This window comes from Leeuwenhoekiella aequorea (assembly GCF_004104375.1).
Classification (GTDB): Bacteria; Bacteroidota; Bacteroidia; order Flavobacteriales; family Flavobacteriaceae; genus Leeuwenhoekiella; species Leeuwenhoekiella aequorea.
Genome location: NZ_QOVM01000002.1, coordinates 177,266 through 202,159 on the forward strand (window position 1 = coordinate 177,266; position 24,894 = coordinate 202,159).

At 34.3% G+C, this 24,894-nt stretch carries 22 protein-coding genes; 4 read left to right on the top strand and 18 right to left on the bottom strand.

Annotated features, from left to right (window positions below; translation table 11 throughout):
* Positions 1 to 5 precede the first annotated feature (5 nt).
* Genes DSM00_RS04775 through DSM00_RS04800 form a run of 6 tightly spaced genes read right to left on the bottom strand, consistent with a single transcriptional unit; the run spans position 6 to position 3,856 of the window.
* A complete protein-coding gene (locus DSM00_RS04775) occupies positions 6 to 434 on the bottom strand; it encodes a molybdenum cofactor biosynthesis protein MoaE (RefSeq protein ID WP_128756890.1) in 429 nt (142 codons plus the stop codon).
* 43 nt (positions 435 to 477) lie between these two features.
* Positions 478 to 1,509, bottom strand: coding sequence for a HesA/MoeB/ThiF family protein (locus DSM00_RS04780; protein WP_128756891.1), 1,032 nt, complete (start codon positions 1,507 to 1,509; stop codon positions 478 to 480).
* 8 nt (positions 1,510 to 1,517) lie between these two features.
* Positions 1,518 to 1,757: a MoaD/ThiS family protein gene (locus tag DSM00_RS04785; RefSeq protein WP_128756892.1), complete on the bottom strand. Its 240-nt coding sequence runs from the start codon at positions 1,755 to 1,757 to the stop codon at positions 1,518 to 1,520.
* Positions 1,757 to 2,332 carry a molybdenum cofactor guanylyltransferase gene (gene mobA / locus DSM00_RS04790; RefSeq protein WP_128756893.1) on the bottom strand — a complete coding sequence of 192 codons (576 nt, stop codon included), beginning with the start codon at positions 2,330 to 2,332 and terminating at the stop codon, positions 1,757 to 1,759. Before mobA ends, DSM00_RS04785 begins: the two co-directional genes overlap by 1 nt.
* Before the next feature lie 10 nt (positions 2,333 to 2,342).
* Positions 2,343 to 2,678 (bottom strand): winged helix-turn-helix domain-containing protein, encoded by a 336-nt coding sequence (locus DSM00_RS04795; protein ID WP_128756894.1) that lies wholly within the window; start codon positions 2,676 to 2,678, stop codon positions 2,343 to 2,345.
* A 2-nt stretch (positions 2,679 to 2,680) separates the two neighbouring features.
* Positions 2,681 to 3,856, bottom strand: a complete 1,176-nt coding sequence (locus DSM00_RS04800; RefSeq protein WP_128756895.1) for a molybdopterin molybdotransferase MoeA — start codon at positions 3,854 to 3,856, stop codon at positions 2,681 to 2,683.
* Between the two features lie 275 nt (positions 3,857 to 4,131).
* Between DSM00_RS04800 and DSM00_RS04805 the strand changes: the two genes are divergently transcribed.
* A complete protein-coding gene (locus tag DSM00_RS04805; RefSeq protein ID WP_128756896.1) occupies positions 4,132 to 6,450 on the top strand; it encodes an FdhF/YdeP family oxidoreductase in 2,319 nt (772 codons plus the stop codon).
* 75 nt (positions 6,451 to 6,525) lie between these two features.
* On the opposite strand, the gene DSM00_RS04810 is transcribed toward DSM00_RS04805, so the two are convergent.
* The 6 genes from DSM00_RS04810 to DSM00_RS04835 form a co-directional block, all read right to left on the bottom strand.
* Positions 6,526 to 6,942 carry a response regulator gene (locus DSM00_RS04810; protein WP_128756897.1) on the bottom strand — a complete coding sequence of 139 codons (417 nt, stop codon included), beginning with the start codon at positions 6,940 to 6,942 and terminating at the stop codon, positions 6,526 to 6,528.
* A gap of 2 nt (positions 6,943 to 6,944) precedes the next feature.
* Positions 6,945 to 9,587 carry a PAS domain S-box protein gene (locus tag DSM00_RS04815; RefSeq protein WP_128756898.1) on the bottom strand — a complete coding sequence of 881 codons (2,643 nt, stop codon included), beginning with the start codon at positions 9,585 to 9,587 and terminating at the stop codon, positions 6,945 to 6,947.
* Positions 9,588 to 9,821: 234 nt separating this feature from the next.
* The gene (locus tag DSM00_RS04820; RefSeq protein ID WP_128756899.1) at positions 9,822 to 11,090 is read right to left on the bottom strand and encodes a serine hydrolase; all 1,269 of its coding nucleotides are present in this window, start codon (positions 11,088 to 11,090) and stop codon (positions 9,822 to 9,824) included.
* A 59-nt stretch (positions 11,091 to 11,149) separates the two neighbouring features.
* Entirely contained in the window at positions 11,150 to 14,056 is a 2,907-nt protein-coding gene (locus tag DSM00_RS04825) for a PEP/pyruvate-binding domain-containing protein (RefSeq protein ID WP_128756900.1), read from the bottom strand.
* 176 nt (positions 14,057 to 14,232) lie between these two features.
* Positions 14,233 to 14,874 carry a hypothetical protein gene (locus tag DSM00_RS04830; protein WP_128756901.1) on the bottom strand — a complete coding sequence of 214 codons (642 nt, stop codon included), beginning with the start codon at positions 14,872 to 14,874 and terminating at the stop codon, positions 14,233 to 14,235.
* Between the two features lie 6 nt (positions 14,875 to 14,880).
* Positions 14,881 to 15,375 (bottom strand): RNA polymerase sigma factor, encoded by a 495-nt coding sequence (locus DSM00_RS04835; RefSeq protein WP_128756902.1) that lies wholly within the window; start codon positions 15,373 to 15,375, stop codon positions 14,881 to 14,883.
* 123 nt (positions 15,376 to 15,498) lie between these two features.
* Here DSM00_RS04835 and DSM00_RS04840 point away from each other — a divergent pair, with 123 nt between their 5' ends.
* Positions 15,499 to 16,794 carry an NAD(P)/FAD-dependent oxidoreductase gene (locus DSM00_RS04840; protein WP_128756903.1) on the top strand — a complete coding sequence of 432 codons (1,296 nt, stop codon included), beginning with the start codon at positions 15,499 to 15,501 and terminating at the stop codon, positions 16,792 to 16,794.
* Here DSM00_RS04840 and DSM00_RS04845 read toward each other — a convergent pair.
* The 5 genes from DSM00_RS04845 to DSM00_RS04865 form a co-directional block, all read right to left on the bottom strand.
* Entirely contained in the window at positions 16,791 to 17,621 is an 831-nt protein-coding gene (locus DSM00_RS04845; RefSeq protein ID WP_128756904.1) for an alpha/beta hydrolase, read from the bottom strand. The two genes, DSM00_RS04840 and DSM00_RS04845, sit on opposite strands and share 4 nt — an antisense overlap.
* Positions 17,622 to 17,656: 35 nt before the next feature.
* Positions 17,657 to 18,079, bottom strand: a complete 423-nt coding sequence (locus tag DSM00_RS04850; RefSeq protein WP_128756905.1) for a DUF1801 domain-containing protein — start codon at positions 18,077 to 18,079, stop codon at positions 17,657 to 17,659.
* Positions 18,080 to 18,081: 2 nt separating this feature from the next.
* Entirely contained in the window at positions 18,082 to 18,672 is a 591-nt protein-coding gene (locus DSM00_RS04855) for a YdeI/OmpD-associated family protein (protein WP_128756906.1), read from the bottom strand.
* A gap of 30 nt (positions 18,673 to 18,702) precedes the next feature.
* Positions 18,703 to 20,016: an MFS transporter gene (locus tag DSM00_RS04860; protein ID WP_128756907.1), complete on the bottom strand. Its 1,314-nt coding sequence runs from the start codon at positions 20,014 to 20,016 to the stop codon at positions 18,703 to 18,705.
* Between the two features lie 186 nt (positions 20,017 to 20,202).
* On the bottom strand, positions 20,203 to 20,907 hold the full coding sequence (locus DSM00_RS04865) for an arylesterase (RefSeq protein ID WP_241652356.1): 705 nt from the start codon (positions 20,905 to 20,907) through the stop codon (positions 20,203 to 20,205).
* A 133-nt stretch (positions 20,908 to 21,040) separates the two neighbouring features.
* On the opposite strand from DSM00_RS04865, the gene DSM00_RS04870 reads away from it, so the two are divergent.
* Both DSM00_RS04870 and DSM00_RS04875 read left to right on the top strand, forming a co-directional pair.
* Positions 21,041 to 21,730, top strand: coding sequence for an ABC transporter ATP-binding protein (locus tag DSM00_RS04870; protein WP_128756908.1), 690 nt, complete (start codon positions 21,041 to 21,043; stop codon positions 21,728 to 21,730).
* Entirely contained in the window at positions 21,723 to 24,266 is a 2,544-nt protein-coding gene (locus DSM00_RS04875; RefSeq protein WP_241652357.1) for an ABC transporter permease, read from the top strand. The genes DSM00_RS04870 and DSM00_RS04875 overlap by 8 nt, the downstream gene beginning before the upstream one ends.
* A gap of 78 nt (positions 24,267 to 24,344) precedes the next feature.
* Here DSM00_RS04875 and DSM00_RS04880 read toward each other — a convergent pair whose 3' ends face one another.
* Positions 24,345 to 24,890 (bottom strand): hypothetical protein, encoded by a 546-nt coding sequence (locus DSM00_RS04880; protein ID WP_128756909.1) that lies wholly within the window; start codon positions 24,888 to 24,890, stop codon positions 24,345 to 24,347.
* Positions 24,891 to 24,894 lie beyond the last annotated feature (4 nt).

Below are 24,894 nucleotides of genomic sequence, written 5' to 3' on the forward strand. Positions count from 1 at the left end.
TAGCTTTAACTATTAACTTTCCATTGATGACTATTATCTTCAAATAATTCTTTACCAAAAATAGGAGTGCGGTCCTTTACAGCATTTACAATCCATTCTGTAGCAGCATAGACTTCTTTGCGTCTTTTTGAAGATACAAATACAAAGAAGCAAACTTCACCAGATTTTATGGTGCCTATACTATGATAGATGTGCATACATATTAAATCAAATTTCTCAAAAGCTTCTTCTCGTATCTCATGAAGTTTTTCATTTGCTAATGCTTCATAACATGTATATTCTATGGCTGCTACCTTTTTGTCATCAATAACATCAGCGCGTACCTGACCTAAAAAAATATTATGTGCGCCTATGCTTGTTTTAATTTGATGTTTAGCAATTGATTGTGCTATAAAATCACTGGAGACAGGGCCTTCAATAAAAACTTTTTTCATTTTTTCTTATTTGTAATACTATTGGTACTTAACTCTTAATAGTTTAATTATTGTGGTTCGCAATTACTTCTGCACCATCTGTAATGGCAGTTACATAATTGAAACCAGCATCATACATCTGTTGGGCAGCACTTAATGCTCGCTTTCCACTTTGACAAAATATATAGTAAGTTTCAAATTTATTTAGTTGGTTCATTTTCTGGTTCAACTCTAAAATTGGAATTTCTATTAGCTGATTAAAATTGACTCTTGGTAACTCATCCAGTTCCCGAACATCTATAAAAGTCCCGGCGTCTGGTTGGTTATTATTAAAACCTGCTGTGTTTACGTCTTGTCTCATATGTGATTTCTCAAAAAAATCTTGAGAGATTTCTGCTCTTTCCGTTTTTGTAAATTCAAAACACTGTTGATTTGCTGTAAGGGTATTGTACATTATTAATTTTCCAGATAACACATCCCCAATTCCAAGAATCACCTTTATAACCTCTTGAGCCTGAATTAATCCAATAAAACCCACACAGGTACCTAATACACCTGCCTCTGCACAATTAGGAACTTCAGCAGCTTTAGGAAATAGACATCTATACGTAGGACCATTCTTATAATTAAATACCGAGACTTGTCCTTCAAAACGATGAATACTTGCGTAAACAATTGGTTTATTACATAAAACAGCAGTATCATTGATTAAATACCGCGAACTAATTCTATCTGTTGCATCAACAATAACATCATATTCTTCAACTATTTTATGGGCATTCAATCCTGTTAAGTAGGTCGAATATGTATCAATCATAACATCTGGCCTTTGCATCAATAAAAACTGCTTTGCTTCGTCCACTTTGTATTTACCTACAGAATCTGGTGTATAAAGAATTTGTCTATGCAAATTGCTAGGATCTACACGGTCGCCATCTATAATACCTATGCGCCCTATTCCCGAACCTACTAAATAGGGCAGTAGTGCACATCCTAATCCACCGGCACCCACAACCAGAATGCGGGCATCAGCTAGCTTTTTTTGTCCTGATTCCCCAATCTCGGGTAAAATTATTTGTCTTTGATAGTTGCTCATAATTTTGGTTAACCTCCAGCAAAAGGAGGAAGTAATGCGAGGGTATCACCATCATTTAGGTTTACTTGTTCGTTACAATCAATTATTCTTTGATTTACGGCTATTTGATAGGGAATGTGATCGAGATCATAGCCACTACTTATTTCCTTTATCAAATCAGTTACATTTATATTCTCAAGATCGCGGGTCTCCTCACTAGTTTCAAAAACCTCTGCTAGTTGTCCAAAATACTTTAAAGTAATTGTCATTATTTAATATTATTTTCAAGTTCTTTCAATTCTAGAGGTGTATTTATATTACTTAAAGAGCGTGCATCATCAATTTCTATTTTTTGAAAATTTTGTTCCTTAACAAAATTCATCACTTTCAAATCGTTATTATCTAATGCGTCTTCTAACTTTTTTAATAAGCTCTTTTTATAAAATCCTACTAGAGGATGATCTTTTCCGTTTGCAGTTGCGTAAACAACTTCTTTTTCAGGCAAAGCTTTTGAATGAAGAGTTGTAAGTGTTTGAGTATTAAATAATGGAATATCACAACTAAGGATCAAAATGCTTTCCTTTTTACAGTCTGCTAAAGCCGAATGTATTCCAGCTAAAGGACCTTTATTGATATAAATATCCGGTAAAATTTTATATCCCAATTCTGAATAATTTTCATTTTCAGTAATCAACTTTACTAACATATTTTTAGATTGTAAAACACTAGTAATAAGCTCTATAAATGTCTTTTCTTGAAGCTTTACTAAACCTTTTTCCGAAGTCATTCTACTGCTTTTTCCTCCACATAATATGTAAACCGGAATCTGATCTAATGGTTCCATATTTGTATTATTACAATTGATAGAGCTTTTTAAATTCTGTATTTAAAAAATCTTCGCAGGCTGCATTTAACGTTTCAAAATTTACAATCATTTTTTTTCCATATGGAGTTAATGTTGTTCCGCCACCATCTTTCCCTCCGGTGTTAGTAATTACCAATGCGTCTTGCGAACTTACATTCATTGAATTAATAAGTTTCCAAGCCTTTTTATAAGACATATTTAATTCTTTTGCTGCAGCTGAAATAGAATTGGTTTCTTCAATTTTTTTTAATAGCTGAACACGTCCATATCCTAAAAACACATTTTCATTATCCTCGATCCATATTCTACTTTTGATGCTTTTCATAACTAATAATTGAGATCTAAATAACTTACTGAATCACCTATCTCTAAATCCTCTATCTGTTCAGGAACAATTAATAATGCGTTACTATTTGCAAAAGTATTAAGCATAGAGCTCGCTTGTCCTGTAAAAGGGGTGATCTCATTGTTATAGACACCAGCTTTTAGAAAAAGTGTTTTGCTATGAATGTTTTTAATTTTTTCAGTTAAAAATGCGGTACGTTTTTCTAAAAACGGATTGAGACTGCCCGATCTTTTTTGTATATGTGGTAATACGTATGCATAAAAACAAGATAAACTTGAAGCAGGATTACCTGGAAGTCCAAATACAGATTTTGATCCCTTAGTACCAAACCATAGCGGTTTGCCGGGCTTTTGATTAACTTTATAAAAGTACTCTTCAATTTCGTTTTGCTGAAATGCCTCTCGTACAAAATCAAAATCTCCTACAGAGATTCCTCCCGAAACAAGAAGGATATCGGCGCTCTTGAGTGCATTGTGTACTGCATCGATTGTTTGAGACAAACTGTCTTCAACTTTTACTATTTGAATGTCAAAAACACCCAATCGTTTTAAAGCAGTTTCAAGCATTATCCCATTGCTTTCATAGATATGATTAGGCTTTAGAACAGTCCCTCGTTTTTGCAATTCGTTTCCGGTTGTTAATATGCAAATTTTAGGTTTTTGATATGCTTTTATATGGGTTAAACCCAGACCGGCCATAAATCCTATAGATGCTTCGTTTATTTTATGTCCAGTTTTTAGTACTGTAGTTCCTGCTTTTAACTGTTCTGCAATAGGCCGAACATTTGCACCAAGTGCAGGAAGTTTTTCAATATGTATAGAATCACCATCCCGATTAACGTGTTCTTGAATTACCACCGTATCTGCACCATCAGGAAGCGGTGCGCCTGTAAAAATCCGAATGGCCTCACCAGATTTGACTTGCGGAGTTATAGAATCTCCTGCTTGAACCTGACCAATAACTTTAAGATGTTTGTCGCCCGTATTAATAAAGGCATAACCGTCCATTGCAGATTGGCGAAATGAAGGTAGTGAAATAGGAGCTACACAATCTTCAGCTAAAAAATACCCTAAACTGTTTTCAAGTTCGATGTTACAAACAGGTAACTTTTCGGCATATTTTATAACAAGAGTTTGTGCTTCAGAAACAGATATCATATTTAGAGGCGTTATGTCTTAGCGAATATAACGATTGTTTATTTGCAAGTTTTTAAAGTAGGATGGGTTTAACAGCAATTTTGGTTTTTATAAATTAAGTCAAGAGCACTGTATTTAGTGTTTCATTAGTATTTCAGGGTTTAAAAATTGTTTAAATTGAAAACCGAAATTATCAATTCTCTTTGTACTTAAACCGCGTATCTAATATTTTAGTTTGTAGTTTTTTATTATAAAATTCAGAAAAATGATAATTGAAAATTCTCAATAATTTTACTATGTCTCAAAACTTTAAGCGTAATATTTCACTAACTGGAGCTGAAGAATTTACAAATATTAAATTGGGTGATCCTGTTCGCGACGCAGCAGGGATGTTAGGTGTGAAAGAAGCACTTAAGCACGGCTTTAAAGAGATGGGAGTTTTACGTTCTATGGGGGCGCTTCTTAAAATGAATCAAAAAGATGGATTTGACTGCCCCAGTTGTGCTTGGCCAGATCCTGAAAAGAGATCATCTGTTGCAGAATATTGTGAGAATGGTGCAAAAGCACTCGCCGATGAATCAACTACCGATAAAATAGGTGCAGATATGTTTAAGAAATGGTCTGTGGAAGAGTTGTCTCATTTATCGGACTACGAACTGAATAAATTTGGTCGTTTAGTAGAGCCTCTTGTGCTTAGGCCGGGAAGTTTACATTACGAATCGATAAGCTGGGATGACGCGTATAAACTCATTGCAGACGAACTAAAGAAATTAGACTCACCAGACGAAGCTATATTTTATACCTCAGGTAGATCAAGCAACGAGGCGGCTTTTCTTTACGGAACATTTGCTCGTGCTTTTGGCACAAATAATATGCCCGATTGTTCAAATATGTGCCATGAGTCTAGTGGTGTAGCACTTGGTGAAACGCTAGGAATAGGTAAAGGTTCTACTGTTTTAGAAGATTTATACGAAGCAGAAGTTATTATCATAGCAGGTCAAAATCCGGGGACAAATCACCCGAGAATGCTTTCTGCTTTAGAGAAGTGTAAAAATAATGGTGGTAAAATTATAAGTATAAATCCATTAGAAGAATCCGGACTTGTAAATTTTAAAAATCCGCAGCATTTAAGTGGCGTTATTGGGAGTGGTGTAGATATGGCAGATGTTCACCTTCCTGTTAATATTAATCAAGACATCCCACTTATTAAATTGATACTAAAAAAGCTTGCGATTCTTGATTCAGTTGACAAATCGGTTTTTGATCATGTATTTATTGAAAAGTACACCAGTGGTTACGATACGCTAATTGCAGACCTTATGCAATACGATGAGAAAGATTTGCTTAAACGTACCGGTGTAGATGAATCTGCAATAAATAAAACAGTAGCATTACTTCGGCATTCTTCTAAAATTATTATTTGCTGGGCAATGGGACTCACTCAACACAAAAATGGCGTTGAGAATATTAGAGAATTTGTAAACCTATTGCTATTAAAAGGAGCATTAGGAAAGCCTGGAGCAGGAACTTGCCCTGTACGCGGACACAGCAATGTACAAGGAGATAGGAGCGTAGGGATACAACATTTTGTTGATAAGGATATGAATGCTCGTATTGAGAAATATATGCATTTTACACCACCTTCGGAACAAGGTCTCGATGTTGTAGAATCGATGCAAGCCATGCATAATGGAAAAGCTAAAGCCTTTTTATGTCTGGGCGGAAACTTCTTAATGGCCGCTTCAGATACAAAATATACGGCTGAAGCTTTACAGAATTGCAATTTAACGGTGCAAATAAGTACTAAATTAAATCGAACTCATTTAGTAACCGGTAAAACCGGAATTATATTACCAACGTTAGGTCGATCTGAAAAAGATGAGCAAAATGGTAAAAGACGGTATTTTACGGTTGAAAACAGTATGGGTAAAATAAGCCAGTCAAAAGGTGTATTGAAACCTGCATCAGATAATGTGCGTTCTGAACCACAAATTATAGCAGAGCTTGCAGATGCTTACTTTGAGAATCATCCGTTAGACTGGAAAGCAATGGGTGAAGATTATGAGATAATAAGAAATTATATAGATCTTGTCGCAAAAGGTTTTGAAGATACAGCTAAAAAATCTGAGGGACACGGTTACTATCTACCTAACAATGTGCGTAATCTAGACTTTAGTATGTTACCTAAAGGTAAAGCTCAACTGACCATAAATAAACTTCCAGAGCATGTATTAGCTCCAGATGAATTGATGTTGATGACTATACGATCTCACGATCAATTTAATACAACTATTTATGGTCTTGATGATCGCTATAGAGGTGTTTATAATGAACGTAGAGTTGTTTTTATGAATCAAAAGGATATGGATGCGAGAGGACTTAAAAAACTTGATGTTGTAAATCTTACAAGTACTTATGATGGGATTGTACGAAAAGCAAATAAGTTCTTAATAATACCCTATAAAATCCCTACAGGTAATATAGCGGCATATTTCCCGGAAACTAATTTACTCGTTCCCTATAACCATTTTGCAAAGCGTAGCAATACGCCAATAAGTAAATCTGTACGAGTTAGGGTTTATAAAAAAGAATCAAATCCCGTGGCGATTGATTAACCTCACTATTATCAGTGCAGTAAGATATTTTGAAAAAAGTTGAATACTTTGTGAAGAACTTAAAATTTGTGCAGTTTATAAACTCCCGTGCTCCTCGAGGTTCTTAATAATATGTACAAGTTCCCCTTTTTTAATAGGCTTAATAATGTAATCAGAAATTTCGTTGAGACTTTTGGCTCGTTCAATATCTACAGGATCTACGGAGGAAGATACCATATAAATGATGATTTTTTTATTTACCTCTGGTTTGATCTTTATGTATTCTTCCATGAACTGAAAACCATCCATTATGGGCATATTCACATCTAGAAAAATTACATCAGGAAGTTCATTTTGTTTGTTTAGGTTACCTATCATAAAGTCGAGAGCCTCTTCACCGTCAGAGAAAAGAATAATTTTCTTAGATAAGTTTAAAGATTCTAGGATTTTAATCATTGTAAATTGATAGATGTCATCATCATCAACAATACAAATATTAAAAGGGTCTTTCATAATTAATTTAAGTTAATAATAAAGGTTGTGCCTTCGTTAACCTTACTTTTTGCGGCTATTGTACCACCCATTGCCTCGACCTGCATTTTAGTCATAAATAATCCCACGCCCTTAGCCTCGGGATGTCTATGGAATACTTTATTAAGCCCGAAAAGTTTATTTCCGTTTCTCATCAAATCTATTCCAAGACCATTGTCTTCAAAACTCAATATAATCTTTTTATCGATAATTTGAGACATTATATGGAGTTTGGGTAGTTTTTCTTTAGAACGGTATTTTATAGCATTACTCATTAAATTAAGAAATATACTCTCTAAATATACTTTATTATAAGATACCTTTTTTAGAGCTTCAAAATCTGAAGTTATTTGAATATTAGATTGAATAATTTCACCACTAAGTATTTCCTGAGTTTTACTTAGAACTGATTCTAAAGAAATTACCTCTAGAGCTTTATCTGTCTCACTTTTTGTTTTTAATGCTTCAATTAACGTGTTTAAAGTAAGTGTGAGATGATTAATTACTTTTTCAAACTTTTCAAATAAAATATCCTTTTCTTCATCAGTGTCTGATGTATTGTAAAATTCTAATAACGAATTAAGATTACTTACTGGGGCTCTAAGATTATGAGAAGTGATATGAACAAAATCTGCTAGTTGGGTATTTTGAGCAGTAAGTTTATTCGCAAGGACTTCAAGGTTCTCTTTGGCCTCAAGTATTTTTCTCGATGCTTGTTTTTGAGTAGTTATGTCGCGTATAGCTGCTGAAACTAACAAACCTTCTTCAGTTTGTAATGGACTTAAACTTATTTGAATTGGGATTTCTATACCTTCCTTATTAATTCCATATAAATCTTTACCGCTACCTACGCCAAATGCTTTTACTTTTGGCTTCGCAAAAAATCCATTACGAAGACCTATATGCGCATTATTACCAGTAAAACGTTTGGGAATAAGAATTTCTACGGGCTTGTTAAATAACTCATCAAGAGTATAACCAAATAGCTTTTCAGCTTGATTATTAATAAGTTGAATTTTACCCTTCTCATTTACAATAACCATTGCATCAGGAGCAGATTCTAGTAAGCCTCTAAACTTATTTTCTGCCATCTTGTTAGTCGTTACATCAAGACAGGTTCCCACGAGTTCGATGACTTTCCCTTCCTGATTTTTTGTAGTAACCGCAGATAGTTGAATAATTTTTAAAGTGCCATCTTTCAATCTAATTCGATGTACAACCTTATTAAAATCCAAACCATTTAGACATTCTTTAATGCTCTTATTAACTTTATCGAAATCTTCGGGATGTATAAACGAAAAATAGGAATCGATTTTTAATTCGGATTCTTTATCAACTCCAAAAATTTTATACATATTATCAGACCATATAAGTCTGTTTGTAACTACATCCCACTGCCAATTACCCATCAGTGTAATTTTTTCAGCAAAATTTAAAAGTTGGTTTTTCCGCAGTAATTCGTCCTGGGCTTTTTTGCGCTCTGTTATATCAAATGAGACACCTAAAATTCCTATAGGATTGCCGGTGTCATCTTTTATGGTATTTAAAGTGAGTTGTACTGGGAATGATAAACCATCCTTACGCTTAAAAATCCATTCTCGACTGTCTGTAAAATTAGAGGTTTTAGGAGTGGCTGAAGACTTGCCGGTACCAATTTGTAAAGAATTTAATAGTTCTTTTAACTTTGGAATTTCATCTTCTATGTGAAAAATTTCTAAGGAATGTTTCCCCACCAATTCTGAAGCAGAATATCCTAAAAGTAATTCTGCAGCGCTATTAAAATGGTTGATAATACCCCTTTTGTCTGTTGTAATAATTGCGATAGATCCAGAGTTAAAAATCGCATTCATTTCTCGATTTGCCTTATTGAGAGCTATTTGAGAGCGTTTTATAGTATCTATATCTTGAAACATCCCCGATAATCGCACACATTTACCATCTACCATTTCTGGCTGGCCTATAGATCTAGCCCACACCGTCAATCCCTTAGCCGTAATAATCTCAACTTCAATATCAAAGGCTTCACCTTGATTTATAGCATTATTAACGGCATTTGTAATAGCCAATCTACTAGCTCCTTCTTTATAAAAATCGATACTAGATTCAACATTTGGTTTATGGCTTTCTGATATTTCGTGTATTTCATAAACCACCTTACTCCAGAACACTTCCTGTGTTAAAACATTTACTTCCCAAATGCCTATACGCGCAATCTCATTTGTTTTTTCAAGAACTTTCTCTATACGTTCCTTTTCAAAATCACGTTTTTTGAGAGAGGTAATATCGCCGGAATGTATAATTATACCACCTACATTCTTATCTGAATCATACCAAGGGCGAACATCCCAATAAATCCATTGGACAGTTCCGTCAGCTCTAACGAATTCTGCTCCGTCGCAAATATCTATGGCTCCATTGAGACATTTTTGATGATTTTCTTTCCATTCTTCACTAATTTCAGGAAAAACCTCATAATGTGAACACCCTATAATTTCTTGATTTTCGAGTTTATAATCTGTTATCCATTTTTTTGATACAGCTAAGTAAATCATATTTTTATCGAGCATAGCGATAGCCGTTGGTGCTTGCTCAATTAAAATTTTATTATAGGATTCAAAATTTTCCAAAATTTCTAATTTAGTGATAAAACTTTATAGACTCTAGTTTTCACGAGGTAATAGGGACAATTGCAAATTAAAATAAACTTAATCTATTATTAACATTTATTATTTACATATATGTAGGATTTTTTAGAAGTCACCTCTGTTTATAAAGCACTTGCCTATTCTAAAGAATTAGAGAAGCCTCTTTAAATTTAATTTTAAAGAGGCTTCTTTTATCATCACTTGCAAGAACTTTATTTACTGTCCTGTATTAGATTCTTGTAAAGCTTTATCAATTCTACCAGCAAGATACATGTGATCTGAAGCCGAATTTTTACGTAGAACATTCGTCATTAAACAAACGATATATTTGGGTCCGCCACCGGGGTGTTCAACTATTATTACTGAATTCATATAATTAAAAACATTTCCTGCATAATCTCCGCAAGCACCTTTAGATCTATCACACTTGTAAAAACTTCCACTTTTAAAATATACGGCAGCAGAATCAAGAGTTTTTGACTGTGCGTAGCGAATACGACGCTCTGTCTGGTACATAATACGTTTCATTTCTAAGCTAGAAAGAGAATCTACAGCTTTACCTTGTTCAATATTCACTAAAAATTTCATTAATCCCTTAGGCGAACCAATGCTACCCCCTTGACGACTAACATAACGTTCTGCACCATTTGTAAAAAAACCTCCTAAACGCCATTCATCTTCTGTAATACCTAAATCTCTAAGTGGCTGATTTACTACTTCAAAGGCAAGGTCTGAAATTTCCTTACGGTCTGTTTCTTTAAACCATTTCATCGCTTCCTCGTCGGTAAGGGTAAAATATTTTTCTCCAAAAACTTTCAATAAAAGTGCTTCCCTGTACACCACACTTGCTGCACCATTATTACTCACAGCTACCATATGATCTATCCACTCATACAAACTAAAAACATCATCTTCACGAGCTGTTCTCCTCGTTAATTTGTCTTGCTCAATATCATATAGTGGAATAGTATGATGATCATACACTGCAAATGGTCCGCCTTTTACTTTTTTATGCTTTAGTAAGCTTTCTCGCGCACCCCAGTCGTTTGGGCATAATTTTTCAAGCTGATCAAACATGGCAAGTAAGATTGCTAACTTACCTACGCTACCCGGTTGGTAACCTCTAGTTTCATTACGAGCAGCATATTTTAAATTTGTTGTATCACTCATATCCATAACAGAAATCGAGTAGCTAGCATCTAAGCCATAAAACAAACCAGATATTTTTTTCTGTAATTCTGGATCTTCAGTCATATAAGAACTGGCACTATCATTTTTTGAGGTGAGTCTTAATTTGATATCTTCAGTCTTTAAATAAGCTCCTGCAGGAATTCGTGTATATTTTATACTGTCTTTCACGATTTTTTGTAGCTGTGCAAGTCTAGCTATTCCCGTACGCTCATAACCGTCAATAGGGTAGAAGTTAGGGCCTGTAAATGCAAGTACTAATAGTAAAACCGGTAATAAAAGAAGATATTTTTTCATAGTAATTATATAATGGTGTTATCAAAACACTGCTAATAGCAAGTATTCTATTTTGATAATTAAAGTTTAGTGTCGAGATCTATATACTCCTCTAGGTTTGTTTTTGGCGATATCGAATCGAGATAACCATTGCTAAGTGCATTTTTATTTTCTACAAACGGGCGTATCTGAAATAACCATAATTTGTCGTCTTGAAAGCCTAATTCTACATCATAAGCACCTTCGTAATCGGTATCGGTTTGTTGTGGTATTTTCTCACGAATTTCCTTCGCTACTTCACGTAAACTTTCGATATTTTTTTGATTAATTATAGACTTTTCAAAACTTGTGCTGTATTTTTTTGTGCCACCAGTAGCAGGTAATCGTATATAATCAGGTTGACGAGCAGGAGCCAGTAATAAATCAGAAGTAGAAGATACAAGCCTGGTCTCTGCAGCTTGACCATCTACAGCACCACCTGCTCCGCGACTAAAAGCAACGGTAAGATCTTCATCTGTACCTTCATTGATACCTTTTGTAATCATTACTCCCGAATATTCAACATCAACACTAGGAATAACTAATATAGAAGGAAATACATTCTCAGGATTTGAGAGGTAAACTTGTCTCCATTTAAAACTACGTTCAGTATAAGGAGAAGCCCAAACGGATTTAATACCCTCTAAGATTTTTTGTTCTTCAACAACATTGAACAAGGTTAAGTTTAAACCTGCTCCAGTAAACTCCTTTAAATCCTCCATGTTGGTATCACTTCTAAGAAATACTGGAGTCTGACCTATAGGTTTGTCAAAATTTGTGATAAAAGACGCACGCAATTCACTTACAAATGCAGGCTTTAATTTCATCTCTGCAATTGCAGCTCTTAATGTTGCAAGTTTATTTAATTGAAAAGCTTCGATTTGCCCCGTAGAAGTTCCTGCTTTTCTCATCTTATCAGCACTAGCAAACATATCAGTCAAAAATTGCCAATAGCTCAATGATTGACCTGGCATCGGTAAATCCATATGATCTCTAAATATCCCAAACGGAATAACTAAGCCTTCTACAACGTGCTCCGGAAACATTTTCTTTAACTGACCTAAATTTGCTGCTTTTGGTCCTGCTAATTTTCCGCTGGCTGATGCATCAATATCTCTCATATTGAGAATATTTTTCAAATCAAGTCTTATTTTCTCAATAGGTACCGCTATTTTAGTTTGTTTCCGTTCTTCTTGTGAAAAAAGTTGCTTTTCTTCTTTCGACATATCTTCGGCTAGTTTTAATATAACCGTTCCCTTATTAGAGACGGCATAGAAAACTTCTTTTCCATTAAACTCTTGAAGCGCTTCCAGATTTGAGTCTATTAAAGCAGCATTAGGAATTCCTAAATTGCGGGCTAGTAACTGCACGTGAGATACAAGGTTACCTTCATCAACAGTAGCTATACCTGCCACCGGTTTTAAATCTGAAGGTGGTCTTTTAAAAACATATATTTTATTGCTAGAAACTTCAACCGCATCGGGATTACCGGGTACTACCACTAATTCACCCATTGCGTATCCTGGATTCAAACCATGAATTGCGCTTTGATTTGAAATGCGCATTACCTTATTTTCGAGGTTGAGTTTTTCTGAAACAAGATCTCCTAATTCGCTCACCGCTTTTCCCAAAGGTAGCGCAACAGATGATCTAACGCGATCATCAATAAAACCAGCTGACAACGCTTCAAACTCAGTATATTTTTCAACATCTGCATCGTAAGTAGCTTTTACCATTGCAGCACTCCATTGTACAACATTGCGTGAGGTTGTAAGCATACTATTTAATTCATCTAAAGATACATTTGTATACTTTATAGGAGCTAGGGTAGCGGCAATTTGCTCCCATTCCCAAACTTCGGTAAGACCTGTGCCTGCTGTAGCATAAGATAGGTGGTACACTTTATCTAGAAGCTCTCGTAAGTCTTTTGGCTCCCAGGAGGCTGCTTTTTTAAGTAACATTTCTTCAAGTTTTAGAGAAATATCTAAAATAGCCAGACGATCTGTAGGTTTTTGTAGTTGCGTAATTTGCGTACGTATATTACAAAGTAAATCACTTATAGCAGGAATTACTACACTAGCCGGAGTATCATTGTTAATTGTAGTTGTGAAGTTTAATAATTGTTCTTTTACAGCTGCATCACTCTTTAAACTCGCTACTTTATTTTTGAGACCCTGTAAATTAATAGGAGCATAATACTCGTTTAGGGTTACAAGAAGGTTATCAAATTCCGTATTTAATTTCGGACTCAGCTCATCTTGATATTTCTGCTGAAATTGTTGTACTAATGCGATGTCACTTACATCTGGCTGACCGTGGATCTTTACCCGGGCATCCATAAATTTTGGAAATAATTCTGCTATAACTTTAGACTCACTACGCATACGTTGTGCGATATTATCATCACCAGCATGCGGTATATCTTTTAGCGACTGTCTTATCAAATAATAATTAGACTCTAGAATATTATCTTGTTTAAGTAAATCTTTATAAAAATCGATTCCCCAAGCTTCTTCGTCTTCAGATTGTATTGCACCCCGATAATATTGAGCGCGTTGCAAAATCCAACCATCATCAACACTTTGTAGATATTTGTTTATTTGATATTGCTTAATTCTACTATTGTTATTTGCAGCATCCCAGAATTTTTTAGGATTTGCTGCTGCCAGAATCTCAGCAAAATACAACTGATTTTTATCTGCAATGCTTTTTGTAATTTCTTTGTAGCTAGCATGCTGTACACCGTCAACTCCTTCAGGACAAGGATCTTTAGGTTCTCGCATAGTACCATCTTCGCAAAACCATCTTATACGCAAGTAAGGTCCCCGGGCATCATTTTTAAATTCTTGAATCGTATTTTTAATAGTAGCTGTCGAATATTCTTGAGCTGTGGCTTGTAATCCTGTAAACAGGAGCAGTGTAAGACTATAGCGTAATATTAAATGCATATAATGTTGTTTGTCACAAAAATAGAAGATCTAGTCAATTACCTCTTAAAATTAACTATGATTTATATAAATAGAGAGTTTATCAAGTCTATAAATAATTTAGAGTAGCCCTAAACAAATATATCCCATCTTGAGGATGGGATATATGGATATATTTTAAATGAAAAGAGTATGATCTAATTCCTTAACTCTAATTTATTAAGTTCTTTATAATTGCGATGTAATCTGCGGAGTAGTATACCATACAGTAATTTATAGAATAACCAAAAAATACCTATCATAAACAAGAACATCGCTAGAAATGAAATGATGAAACTCAATGGTAAAGTCGTAGAGCCATCTTCACCTACAATATAAAGTTTCTGAATTTTTGGGCTATACATGGCTGAAGCTATGAACACAATCATACCTATTACAAATGCCATTACCAGATTGTAAATCACATAATAATTCACAGTCTTACGTACTTTTAAGATACGTTTCATAAGTACACTGGTATTCTCTGTCGTTTGTACTTCTTTGTAGTTTTTGTAAAAAATATAAATAAAATAGATTAGAAGACAATAATGTATAATTGTCGCAACAATTTCAAATTCATATAAGTGTAATTCCTTAAGAGAGTTTAAGCTTTTAGTATTAATAGTAAATGCATTTAGTACAGTCCAAAATAAAAATTCTATTATTGATATGTATAAAATCCACTTCATTATAGAAGATGATCTTTTATGAATCATTCTATATAGGGAGTCTATGCTCACCTTTGGAAGATCGGCTTCCTGCCGTTTCCAGTCTTCTTTTAAAAATTCAAGTTCATCCATCTGCTGCTACACATTTAATAAGTCTTTCAACTTTCCTTTAACACGATTCATCTTTACACGAGCATTAACCTCAGAGATACCTAACGTTTCAGAAATCTCACTATACGGTTTATCTTCCAAATACAAAAAAACAAGTGCTTTATCTATATCACTAAGTTGGCGAATTGCAGAGTACATCAATTTTAATTGTTCTTCAACCGTGTTATCATATTCTGTACTGGCAATTTTAAACATCACACTGTCATAATCCTGTGTGCGTATACTGCGCTTTGATTTTCTATAAAGTGTTATTGAGGTATTAAGTCCCACCCGATACATCCAGGTACTAAATTTTGAGTCGCCTCTAAACTTAGGGTATGCCTTAAATAATTGAATTGTAATTTCTTGAAACAAATCGTTATGTGATTCTTGATCGTGAGTATATAACCTACAGATCTTATGCACAATATTCTGGTTCGCTTCAAGCTGGGTTACAAATTGTTTTTCAAGTTGCGGATCCAAGAGCTAATTGATTAGTTATCTATTTGTATCTCCTACGGGAACTATGTTACAGATAAAGCTAAATTAATAATAAAGATTTATGGGTTTATCATCTGTTAAGTAACTTTGTTAAAACTAGCAGCTATGAATATTCCTAAAACTCAAAAATCTCGTATTGTTATAATTGGTGGAGGTTTTGGAGGAATTAATTTGATTAAAAATTTGAAGAAAACAGATTATCAAATAGTTCTTCTTGATAAGCGTAATTTTCACACATTCCAACCTTTATTATATCAGGTTTCTACATCTGGATTAGAACCGGAATCTATAGCTTACCCGCTGAGAAAATTAATACGTAATCAAAAAAATATGCATTTCCGTCTTGCGGAAGTAGATCATATAGATACCAATCTCAAAAAAATACGTACAGATATAGGTGATCTTTCTTATGATTATCTTGTAATTGCTACAGGAACACGCACCAATTTTTTTGGAAATAAAACTATAGAAGATAACGCAGTATGGATGAAAAGTCTCCCCCAAGCTTTAAACATTCGTAGTTTAATGTTTGAAAATCTTGAGCGTGCAAATCGTACCGAAGATCCTGTAAAGCGAAAAGAATTATTACGTTTTGTTATTGCTGGTGCAGGTCCTACTGGCGTCGAACTTAGTGGAGCATTTGCAGAATTACGTTCTAATGTATTACAAGCCGATTATCCTGATATGGATATAAGTGAGATCGAAATACACCTTGTTGAAGGAGCTGATCGCGTATTACCCCCATTTAGTGAATATTCTTCTAAGAAAGCTCAAAAGTTTTTGGAAGATATGGGAGTCACCATACATCTGGAAACCTTTGTAGATAATTACGAAAATAACCGAATGACAACAAAGGGTGATCTTATTTTAGATACAGCAACATTCATCTGGTCTGCAGGTGTTACTGGTGCTGCTATTTCAGGTTTTGAAGAAACTTCGCTATTGCCTAAAATTAATAGGTACAAGGTTGATCGTTATAATAAAGTAGCCGGTTTTCAAGATATTTATGCAATAGGAGATATTGCTTTAATGCAAACCGAAGATTTTCCGAAAGGTCATCCTCAGGTTGCACAACCCGCTATTCAGCAAGGAAAAAATTTAGCCATAAATTTCAAAAATAAACTGAAAAATAAAGAATTGAAACCCTTTAGCTACTTTGATAAAGGTTCAATGGCAACCATAGGTAGAAATAAAGCGGTTGTTGATATAGGTAAAGTTCGTTTTGCAGGATTTTTTGCGTGGTTTATTTGGATGTTTATACATCTTTGGTTTTTAGTAGGTTTTAGAAACCGGGTGGTTACTTTCTTTAATTGGACGTATAGCTACATCAACTTTGACAAAGCTGCACGTTTAATAATTAGACCGTTTAAGCAAAATAAAATAATAGCAGAAGAGGATTAATTTATTCCCTCGGTAAATGCTTTAATTTCTTTGAAACGCGTACTGAATGGCCAGAAAAACTGAGTTACCATAGGTACGTGTTTTTTATTTAAAATAATCAATTCAGCATCAGGTTGTACTTCTATAAGTTTCTGATGAAACAAATCGTTGTAATAATATAATGATGGAATTGTTTTAGTACCCAAATAAGTTAAAATGGGTGGTGTGTTTTCATCTATAAAATAATAAGGTGATGCATCGAGCCAGGCTTCAGGATCCTTTGTCCAGGTAATATTATAATAGTCCTCTTTTGTAGGAGGATTTTCCTGTAGATATTTATATTGATCAAGTGCAGCAGCATCATCTAAGATTAACCCTTTCACTAATGTGGGATCATTTAAGTACTTAGGATTCATAGTAGCCAGTGCTATTAAATGTCCGCCGGCAGAATGTCCCATTAAAAATATTCTATTAGGGTTACCACCATAAGATGTGATGTTTTCTTTTGTCCACAAGATAGCCTGAGTTATTTGCTGAGTCATCATATCATAATTAGCAAACGGACTTAAAGTATAGCCGGGAATTACCGTTACAAAATCTTTTTTAGCAAAATTACGACCTAATATAGAGTAGGTGCTTTTAGAGCCACTATCCCAATTTCCTCCATGAATAAAAATTAAAACATCGTGCTGTTGAGTAGAATCTTTAGGTTGAAAAATATTAAGCGTAGGCTTTGTCGCAGAAAGTTGGTAAGAGTTGTTTAAATAATCTAAATCTGTATGTTTGATTGATGAACAACTGGTAACTAAAAATATGGCTATAGCACTTAATATAAATAGTAATCTCATAATTTAAGGAATAGTAATTTTAAATGGGTATCTACTTATACAGCATTATATTTAGTCCTCATATAATCCGCCGACTCTTTGATAAGTTGCTTAAGTATAGTGATGTCAATATCTTCTATTTTATTGATATATAAGCAAGATGCTCCTGCTTTATGCTTGCCTAGTTTAGTTAATAAATGGGTATACATTTTAAAGCCGGGCATTATGTATATAGATAAATTTTGTTTGCGTGGAGAAAATCCTGTGAGAAAGAAATCCCCTTCTCGGCCACTTTCATATTTGTAATGATATTCTCCATAGCCTATAAGCGACTCACCCCCTAAAACCGCTTTTTCAGACATAATATTGTCAAAGAGATCAAGTAATACAAAAGGATCTTCACGTCGTTTATTGTTGTCGACAGTATTAAGATAATCTATTACTGAACTTGATGTAGGTTGTGTTTTATTAGCAGCCATAATCAACAATTTTTATATTTATCATACAATCCCACTCCGTCTCGTATAAGCGGAAGTATTTTATTTAATCTTCTAAGACGTGTTTTTTCTTGCTTTGCTTCTAAAATATGTTTTGCAAACTCTTTTTGTCTTCTCGGAGTTAGATTTTCAAAGCATTCTTTCAATGGTTGATCTTGTTCTAATGCAGACTCTAGTTCCTTTGGTATGTTTAGCTCTGATGTTGTTCTCTGGGATTTAATTTCTAATCCGTTTTTTTGATTCGCTATAGCCTCTTTCAGAAAACCTAATACTTTAGCCTCTACAATATCCTCTTCTTTATAAAACCGTAGTTGTCTCAAGGCTTTTGTTTTACCTTCCTGAGCATTGTGTAATTGAGATTTAGGATCATTAAGTAGCGCACCCTGAAAAAACCAAATACCAAAATGATTTTTAAATCGACCTAACCCAACTACATTTTTTCCATTAATGGTGTAAACAGGTGCATTCCATTTATAAGTTTCTTTCAGCTCAGTTTTTAATAGGAGAGCCCTTAACTTAGAAATAGCATCTTTAAACTGATCTGTAGTATTAAAATAATTTTCTAATGCATCCATAATTATTCTTATCTAATTATTCGAATAAATTTATTCTACTTCAGGAAGTGTAGTACTCTTAATGGCCCCAAAAATTCCTAAAATAGATAGAACAGCAATTATACCTTCAACAGAAATTAAAGAAGCCAAGGCGCTAACACCACCTGTTATCAATAATATAATGCCTATTACTGTATTACTAACCGCAACATAATCTGTACGCTGGTTTCCCTCAGCCATATCTACAATATAAGTCTTTCTTCCAAGTCGTACCCCTTGATGAGCGATTCCTAATATAAAAAATGCAACGGGATATAGCCAAATCTTATCCTTAAAAGCGGGTATAAATATAATGATAGCTATAACTAGAAGACCAAGTCCAGAAGTAATAAGAGCAGAATAGGTCATTACTTTTCTACTTGATTTATCTGCCATTTTTCCCCAAACAGGAGCACTTATAATAGAAGCTATTCCATTAGCAATAACAAAAAAACCTAATAAATAAGCTTCTTTACCTACATAACGTTGTGCAAGCAGAACATAATAGGGAGCTGTAAGTGCAGAACATAATAAAAGTGATCTTGTAATTACAAAGTTTCTAAATTGCTTATCGGTTTTTAAAATTTCTATTTTCTTCCAAGCTTCTGCCAGACCATTATTTCCACCTTCGGTTTCACCGGGAAATTCTTTAATATTTGCGTAGACAAATGCAGCGATGAGCCATAAACTTGCTGCAAAAAAGATGAGATAGCTATAAAATTCTATACCTACATCGTCTTGGGATTTATAAACAATATATAACCCCGCAAGTAACACCAAAACTCCACTTATTGAAGCTGTATACCCTTTTAATTTTCCGCGCTTTTGCTTAGGAATTGTTTTTCCTAATACATCTTTAAAAGCTATAGAGCAAAGACCTCTTGCCAAACTAAATAGAATTAAACAGCCTATAATTAACCATCCTGCGGCCAGACCTTCAAAAAAAAGTGCAACCAATCCTATGCCTGCAACAGCTAAAAACTGAATCAGAGATCCCAACACCCATACATATTTACGTACTGGTTTTTTACGTATGTAATGCGCAATCAATAACTGAGGTAACATGGAGCCAGATTCTCTTATAGGTACTATAAAACTTATAAGCATGACAGGGGCATTAACAAAACTCATTATCCACGTAAGAACGGTTTTTGGATTACTTAATGTATCGCCCAATGAGGTAAGCATATTGCTTACTAGCAGTAAAAAATAATTATTAGGGGTTTCATTGCAAGCTTCTTCGTCAATGGCTTTGCACGTTCTGGCATCTTCTTCATCATTAAGGTAATCATAAAGCTGCTCCAGATTTGTATTCTTTGAAGTCATTAAATTTATTTAATCTACTTTTTTTTTAGTTTTCTTAATGCAATATAGCAACTAATGCCTGTGCATAGAAAACTTGTTAAAATGAGCAGAAATGTTAAGTCATAACCTTCATAATACCCTAAGACAACTGAAACAATACTAAATAGCGTACATACAGCAATCATAAATTTAAAAAATCGTGGATCTTCAATCATTTAAATTCATTAGAGGCTTTAAGATAGGGAAAATGTTTTTTGCAATAATCTTGTGGCCATCTGCAGTAGGGTGAATTCCGTCAGATTGATTAAGTTTTGCAATTCCACCTACATCTTCTAGTAAAAAGGGGATTAAAGTAAGATCATTTTTTTTGGCCAAATCGTAGAATGTTTGTTTAAAGTCCTGTGTATATTGAGTTCCTAGATTGGGCGGGAGTTGCATACCGGCAAGAACTATTTGTACATCAGGAATCTTAGACTGAACACGATTTATTATATCCTGAAGGTTGTTTTTTGTTTCTGAAACTGGCAATCCTCGTAATCCATCATTTGCTCCCAGCTCTAAAACAAAAATATCGATGTCTGTTTCTAAAATCCAATCTAATCTATTTTTTCCACCAGAAGTAGTTTCTCCACTAATTCCGGCATTTACAACCGTATAGTTTAACTGAAGACTATCAATCATTTTCTGAATCAAACCCGGAAAAGCATTTTCAGGATTATCAAGTCCGTAACCAGCAGTTAGGCTATCCCCGAAAAAAAGAATTGTTTTATTAATTGTGTCTGAAGTCTCAGTGATCTCAGAAGTTTCAGAATCTACTTGGGTAGATGTGGTTTTAGTTTTTGAAGTTTTATTATTACAAGATCCAAGACTTATAGAAATTAAAAAACAGCATACTAGTAAAAAGGTTCTCAAGGTGATCTAATTTTAATTAATTGTAACTTATTTTTCCGCAGAACGGGTTAACAGTATAATGATAATCGCTATTTTCTGTAAGGTACTACCTCAATACTCCGTCAAATTAAACATTTGAACAAATATTCCTACAATGACTTCCATACTAAAGATTTCAAATTTAGAAAAAACCTATACTAGTGGATCTAAAAAGCTTACTGTACTTGAAGATATTAACTTTAGTATAACAAAAAACGAAACTTTTTCTATTGTAGGACCTTCGGGAAGTGGTAAAACTACATTGCTGGGAATTTGTGCAGGTCTAGACAAACCAGATTCTGGTACGGTTACCTTGAATGGTATTGTTATGAATTCGCTTTCTGAAGATGAGCGTGCTGCTTTACGTAACCAACACGTAGGTTTTGTATTTCAGGATTTTCAGCTTTTAGCTACATTAACGGCTATTGAAAATGTAGCAATTCCTTTAGAATTAAGAGGAGCAAAAAATGCAATGGATCGTGCTAAAGGACTTCTAGAAAAAGTGGGATTAGGAAATCGAGGCAATCACTATCCTTCTCAATTATCTGGAGGTGAACAACAACGCGTAGCATTGGCTCGGGCATTTGCTAACGAACCCAAGATATTATTTGCTGATGAGCCAACTGGAAATCTAGATGCAGAAACCGGTGAGAGAGTTGTTGAATTGTTATTTGAATTGAATAAAGAGTTAGGAACAACACTTGTTCTTGTTACTCACGATATGGAACTGGCAAAAAAGACACAGAATATTCTTACTATAAAAGGCGGTAAAATCGCTAGCCTAACTCGTTCTACTCATGTCTAAAAGTTTAATAAACAGTGCAGGAATAAGTTGGTTGTGTAAAATGGCCTGGAGAGATTTTAAAGCCAGTGCTGGTAAGCTTAGCTTATTTATGCTCTCCATAGTTTTAGGTATTGCAGCAATTGTTTCAATACAATCTTTTGGAGAAACACTTAAAACAAATATAGCTCTGCAATCAAAGAGTTTGATGGGAGCTGATTTTAAAATTGATAGCGACAATGAGTTAACACAAGATGCTCAACAAATAGTAGATTCTTTGGGTGGCGCAGATGCTCGGGAGATTGCTTTCTCATCGATGGCGTTATTTACAAAAAATCAATCAACTAAACTGATGCAGGTACGTGGCATTTCTAACGGATATCCATTTTACGGTAAAATTGAAACCACTCCAGCAGAGGCAGCGACCGTTTTTAATGTAAAAAAAGGAGCTCTCGTAGATGCAACCGTATTATTGCAATTAAATATAACACCAGGAGACAGTATAAAAATTGGAGCGGTAACTCTCCCTGTTTTAGGTGCTTTAAATGCACTGCCAGGTAGTAATGCCGTCTTTAGTGCAATTGCTCCGCCTGTCATAATTCCTTATGTAGTAATAGAAGAAACCGGTCTTGTACAAGTAGGAAGCCGTATAAAATATGAGTATTATTTTTATGCGCCGGGAACTGACTTAACAAAGCTTGAAGATGCTGTGTCTGATCGTTTAGATGCTGTTGAGGCAGATTTAGATACACATCTTGCTACCAGTGAGCGATTAGGTCGACGCTATGAGAATTTTGGAAAGTTTCTAAATCTTGTGGGTTTTATTGCATTGCTTTTAGGATGTGTAGGAATAGCTAGTGCTACCACAATTTATATTCGTGAAAAATTAAAGTCTGTAGCTATACTTAAATGTTTAGGTGCGTCTAGCAATCAGGCTTTTCAAATTTATTTAATTCAAATAGGTAGCTTAGGTTTTGTAGGTGGAATAATTGGAACAATTGCCGGTTTAATACTTCAACAACTTTTTCCATTATTACTTCAGGATTTATTGCCGGTAGATGTTACGATAACAATTTCTTGGACTGTAGTTTTAATGGGAATTGTTACAGGTATATTTATGTCTGTACTTTTTGCATTATACCCATTATTAAATACCTTAAAAATATCACCACTTCAGGCGCTGCGTACTATAGAATCTGAAATGCAATCACGTAGAATAGCGGTTGCAGTAACACTTGCGATACTATCTTTTATATTTTTATATGCATTCTGGCTATTACAAGATTATAGATATGCTTTAGGTTTTTTAGCAGGTATTCTGGTTACATTCAGTATTCTGGCTGGTATCGCTCGAGGTTTTATGCGACTGATACGGCATTACTTTCCATCTACCTGGAGTTTTACATCACGGCAAAGTTTACGCAATCTCTTTAGACCAAAGAATCAAACTGTTGTTCTTATTTTAGCCATTGGAGTAGGGACATTTCTTATAAGTACACTTTATTTCACTAAAGATATCCTATTATCACAAGCAGCTTTGGATGGCAAAACGGAGAATGCAAATATGATTCTTCTAGATGTACAAAAAGATGAAATGCAAAATATCGTCGCTACATTAGAAGAAAATAACTTAAGCGCACTTGAACAAATTCCTATTGTCACAATGCGTGTTCACAGTATTAATGGTCGTACAAATACAGATTTAAAAATTGACAGTACTAGCCAGATTAACCGGTGGATTCTTAATCACGAATTTAGAACAACCTATAGAGATTCGTTAATTGATTCAGAGACATTGCAAGCTGGTTCATTTACAAAATCGGTGGAATCTAATACTGGAAACATACCTATTTCAGTAAGTGATAATTTTGCAACAGATGCGCAGGTAGAATTAGGAGACGAAGTAGTTTTTAATGTGCAGGGTAAATTGATTACCACGCAAATAGGAAGTATACGCCTGGTGGACTGGAGCAGAATGCAATTAAACTTTTCCATTGTATTTCCAAAAGGGGTTTTAGAAACAGCACCTCAGTTTGGAATTGTAACAACCAAGGTTATAGATAATCAAACATCTGCAGATATACAACGTATTCTTGTAACACAATATCCTACACTTTCAATTCTAGATTTGCGTCAGGTACTTACAGTTATTGAAAAGCTTCTTACAAAAATTAGCTATATCATAAACTTCATGGCATTCTTTAGTATTTTAATTGGTGTAATAGTATTGCTTGGCGCTGTGCGTACCAGCAAATATCAGCGTATTAGAGAAAGTGTTTTGCTAAGGACAATGGGAGCCAAGAGCAAGGACATATTAAAGATACAAGGTCTGGAATATTTATATTTGGGACTTTTAGGAGCATTATCGGGGATATTACTTTCTTTAATAGGAAGTCTTGCACTAGCTTATTTCGTATTTGAAACAACATTTACTCCGTCAATCATACCATTTGTAGTTTTATTACCAGGTATTACATTATTAGTACTTATAATAGGTCTGAGTAATAGTAGAAGTGTAATCAAAAGTACACCGCTCGAAGTTTTGAGAACTACCAGATAATTGATTTACTTATCTAGAAGTAGTATTAGCGGTGTGTAATAATGAGGTGGTAAGGTGGAATTATAATAACAAATAGGATTAGTCCTTTTCTTCTTCCTCTTCAATTTCATCTTCAGAAATCAAATAATGATCTTTTTCTAAGCCTACAATGGTTATAATATTGGTGACCGTTGTATATAATAATAGTATTACGGTTACCATCATACCACTTATCAAGGATGAAAAAAATAAGGTTATCCAGTATAAATACTTGAACCATTCCGTATGCATATCTTCAGACTCTGTAAGTGGAATATTGAACATTTGAAACATAATAAGCGCCGAAATAAAAAGGACTGTATCTAATTTAGCAATATTTAATACCTGGATGTAATGTGCTTTTTTAAGCTTAGAATTTGATCCAGTACTTATACCCAATAGCGTAAGTAATAAAGCTAAAATCGTTGCAGATCCTAGTACAATTGTGTTGCACAACATATTGAGGCCAGAAAGAGAAACTTCTATTAATTCTTTTGCCTTGTAACCACTAATATCACCTAAAAAAAATACTGCGATTCCTAAAAACACAAACGTAATTAAGCCTCCATATATTGAAAGCTTATTTTTAGTAAAGAAATTATCCATAGAA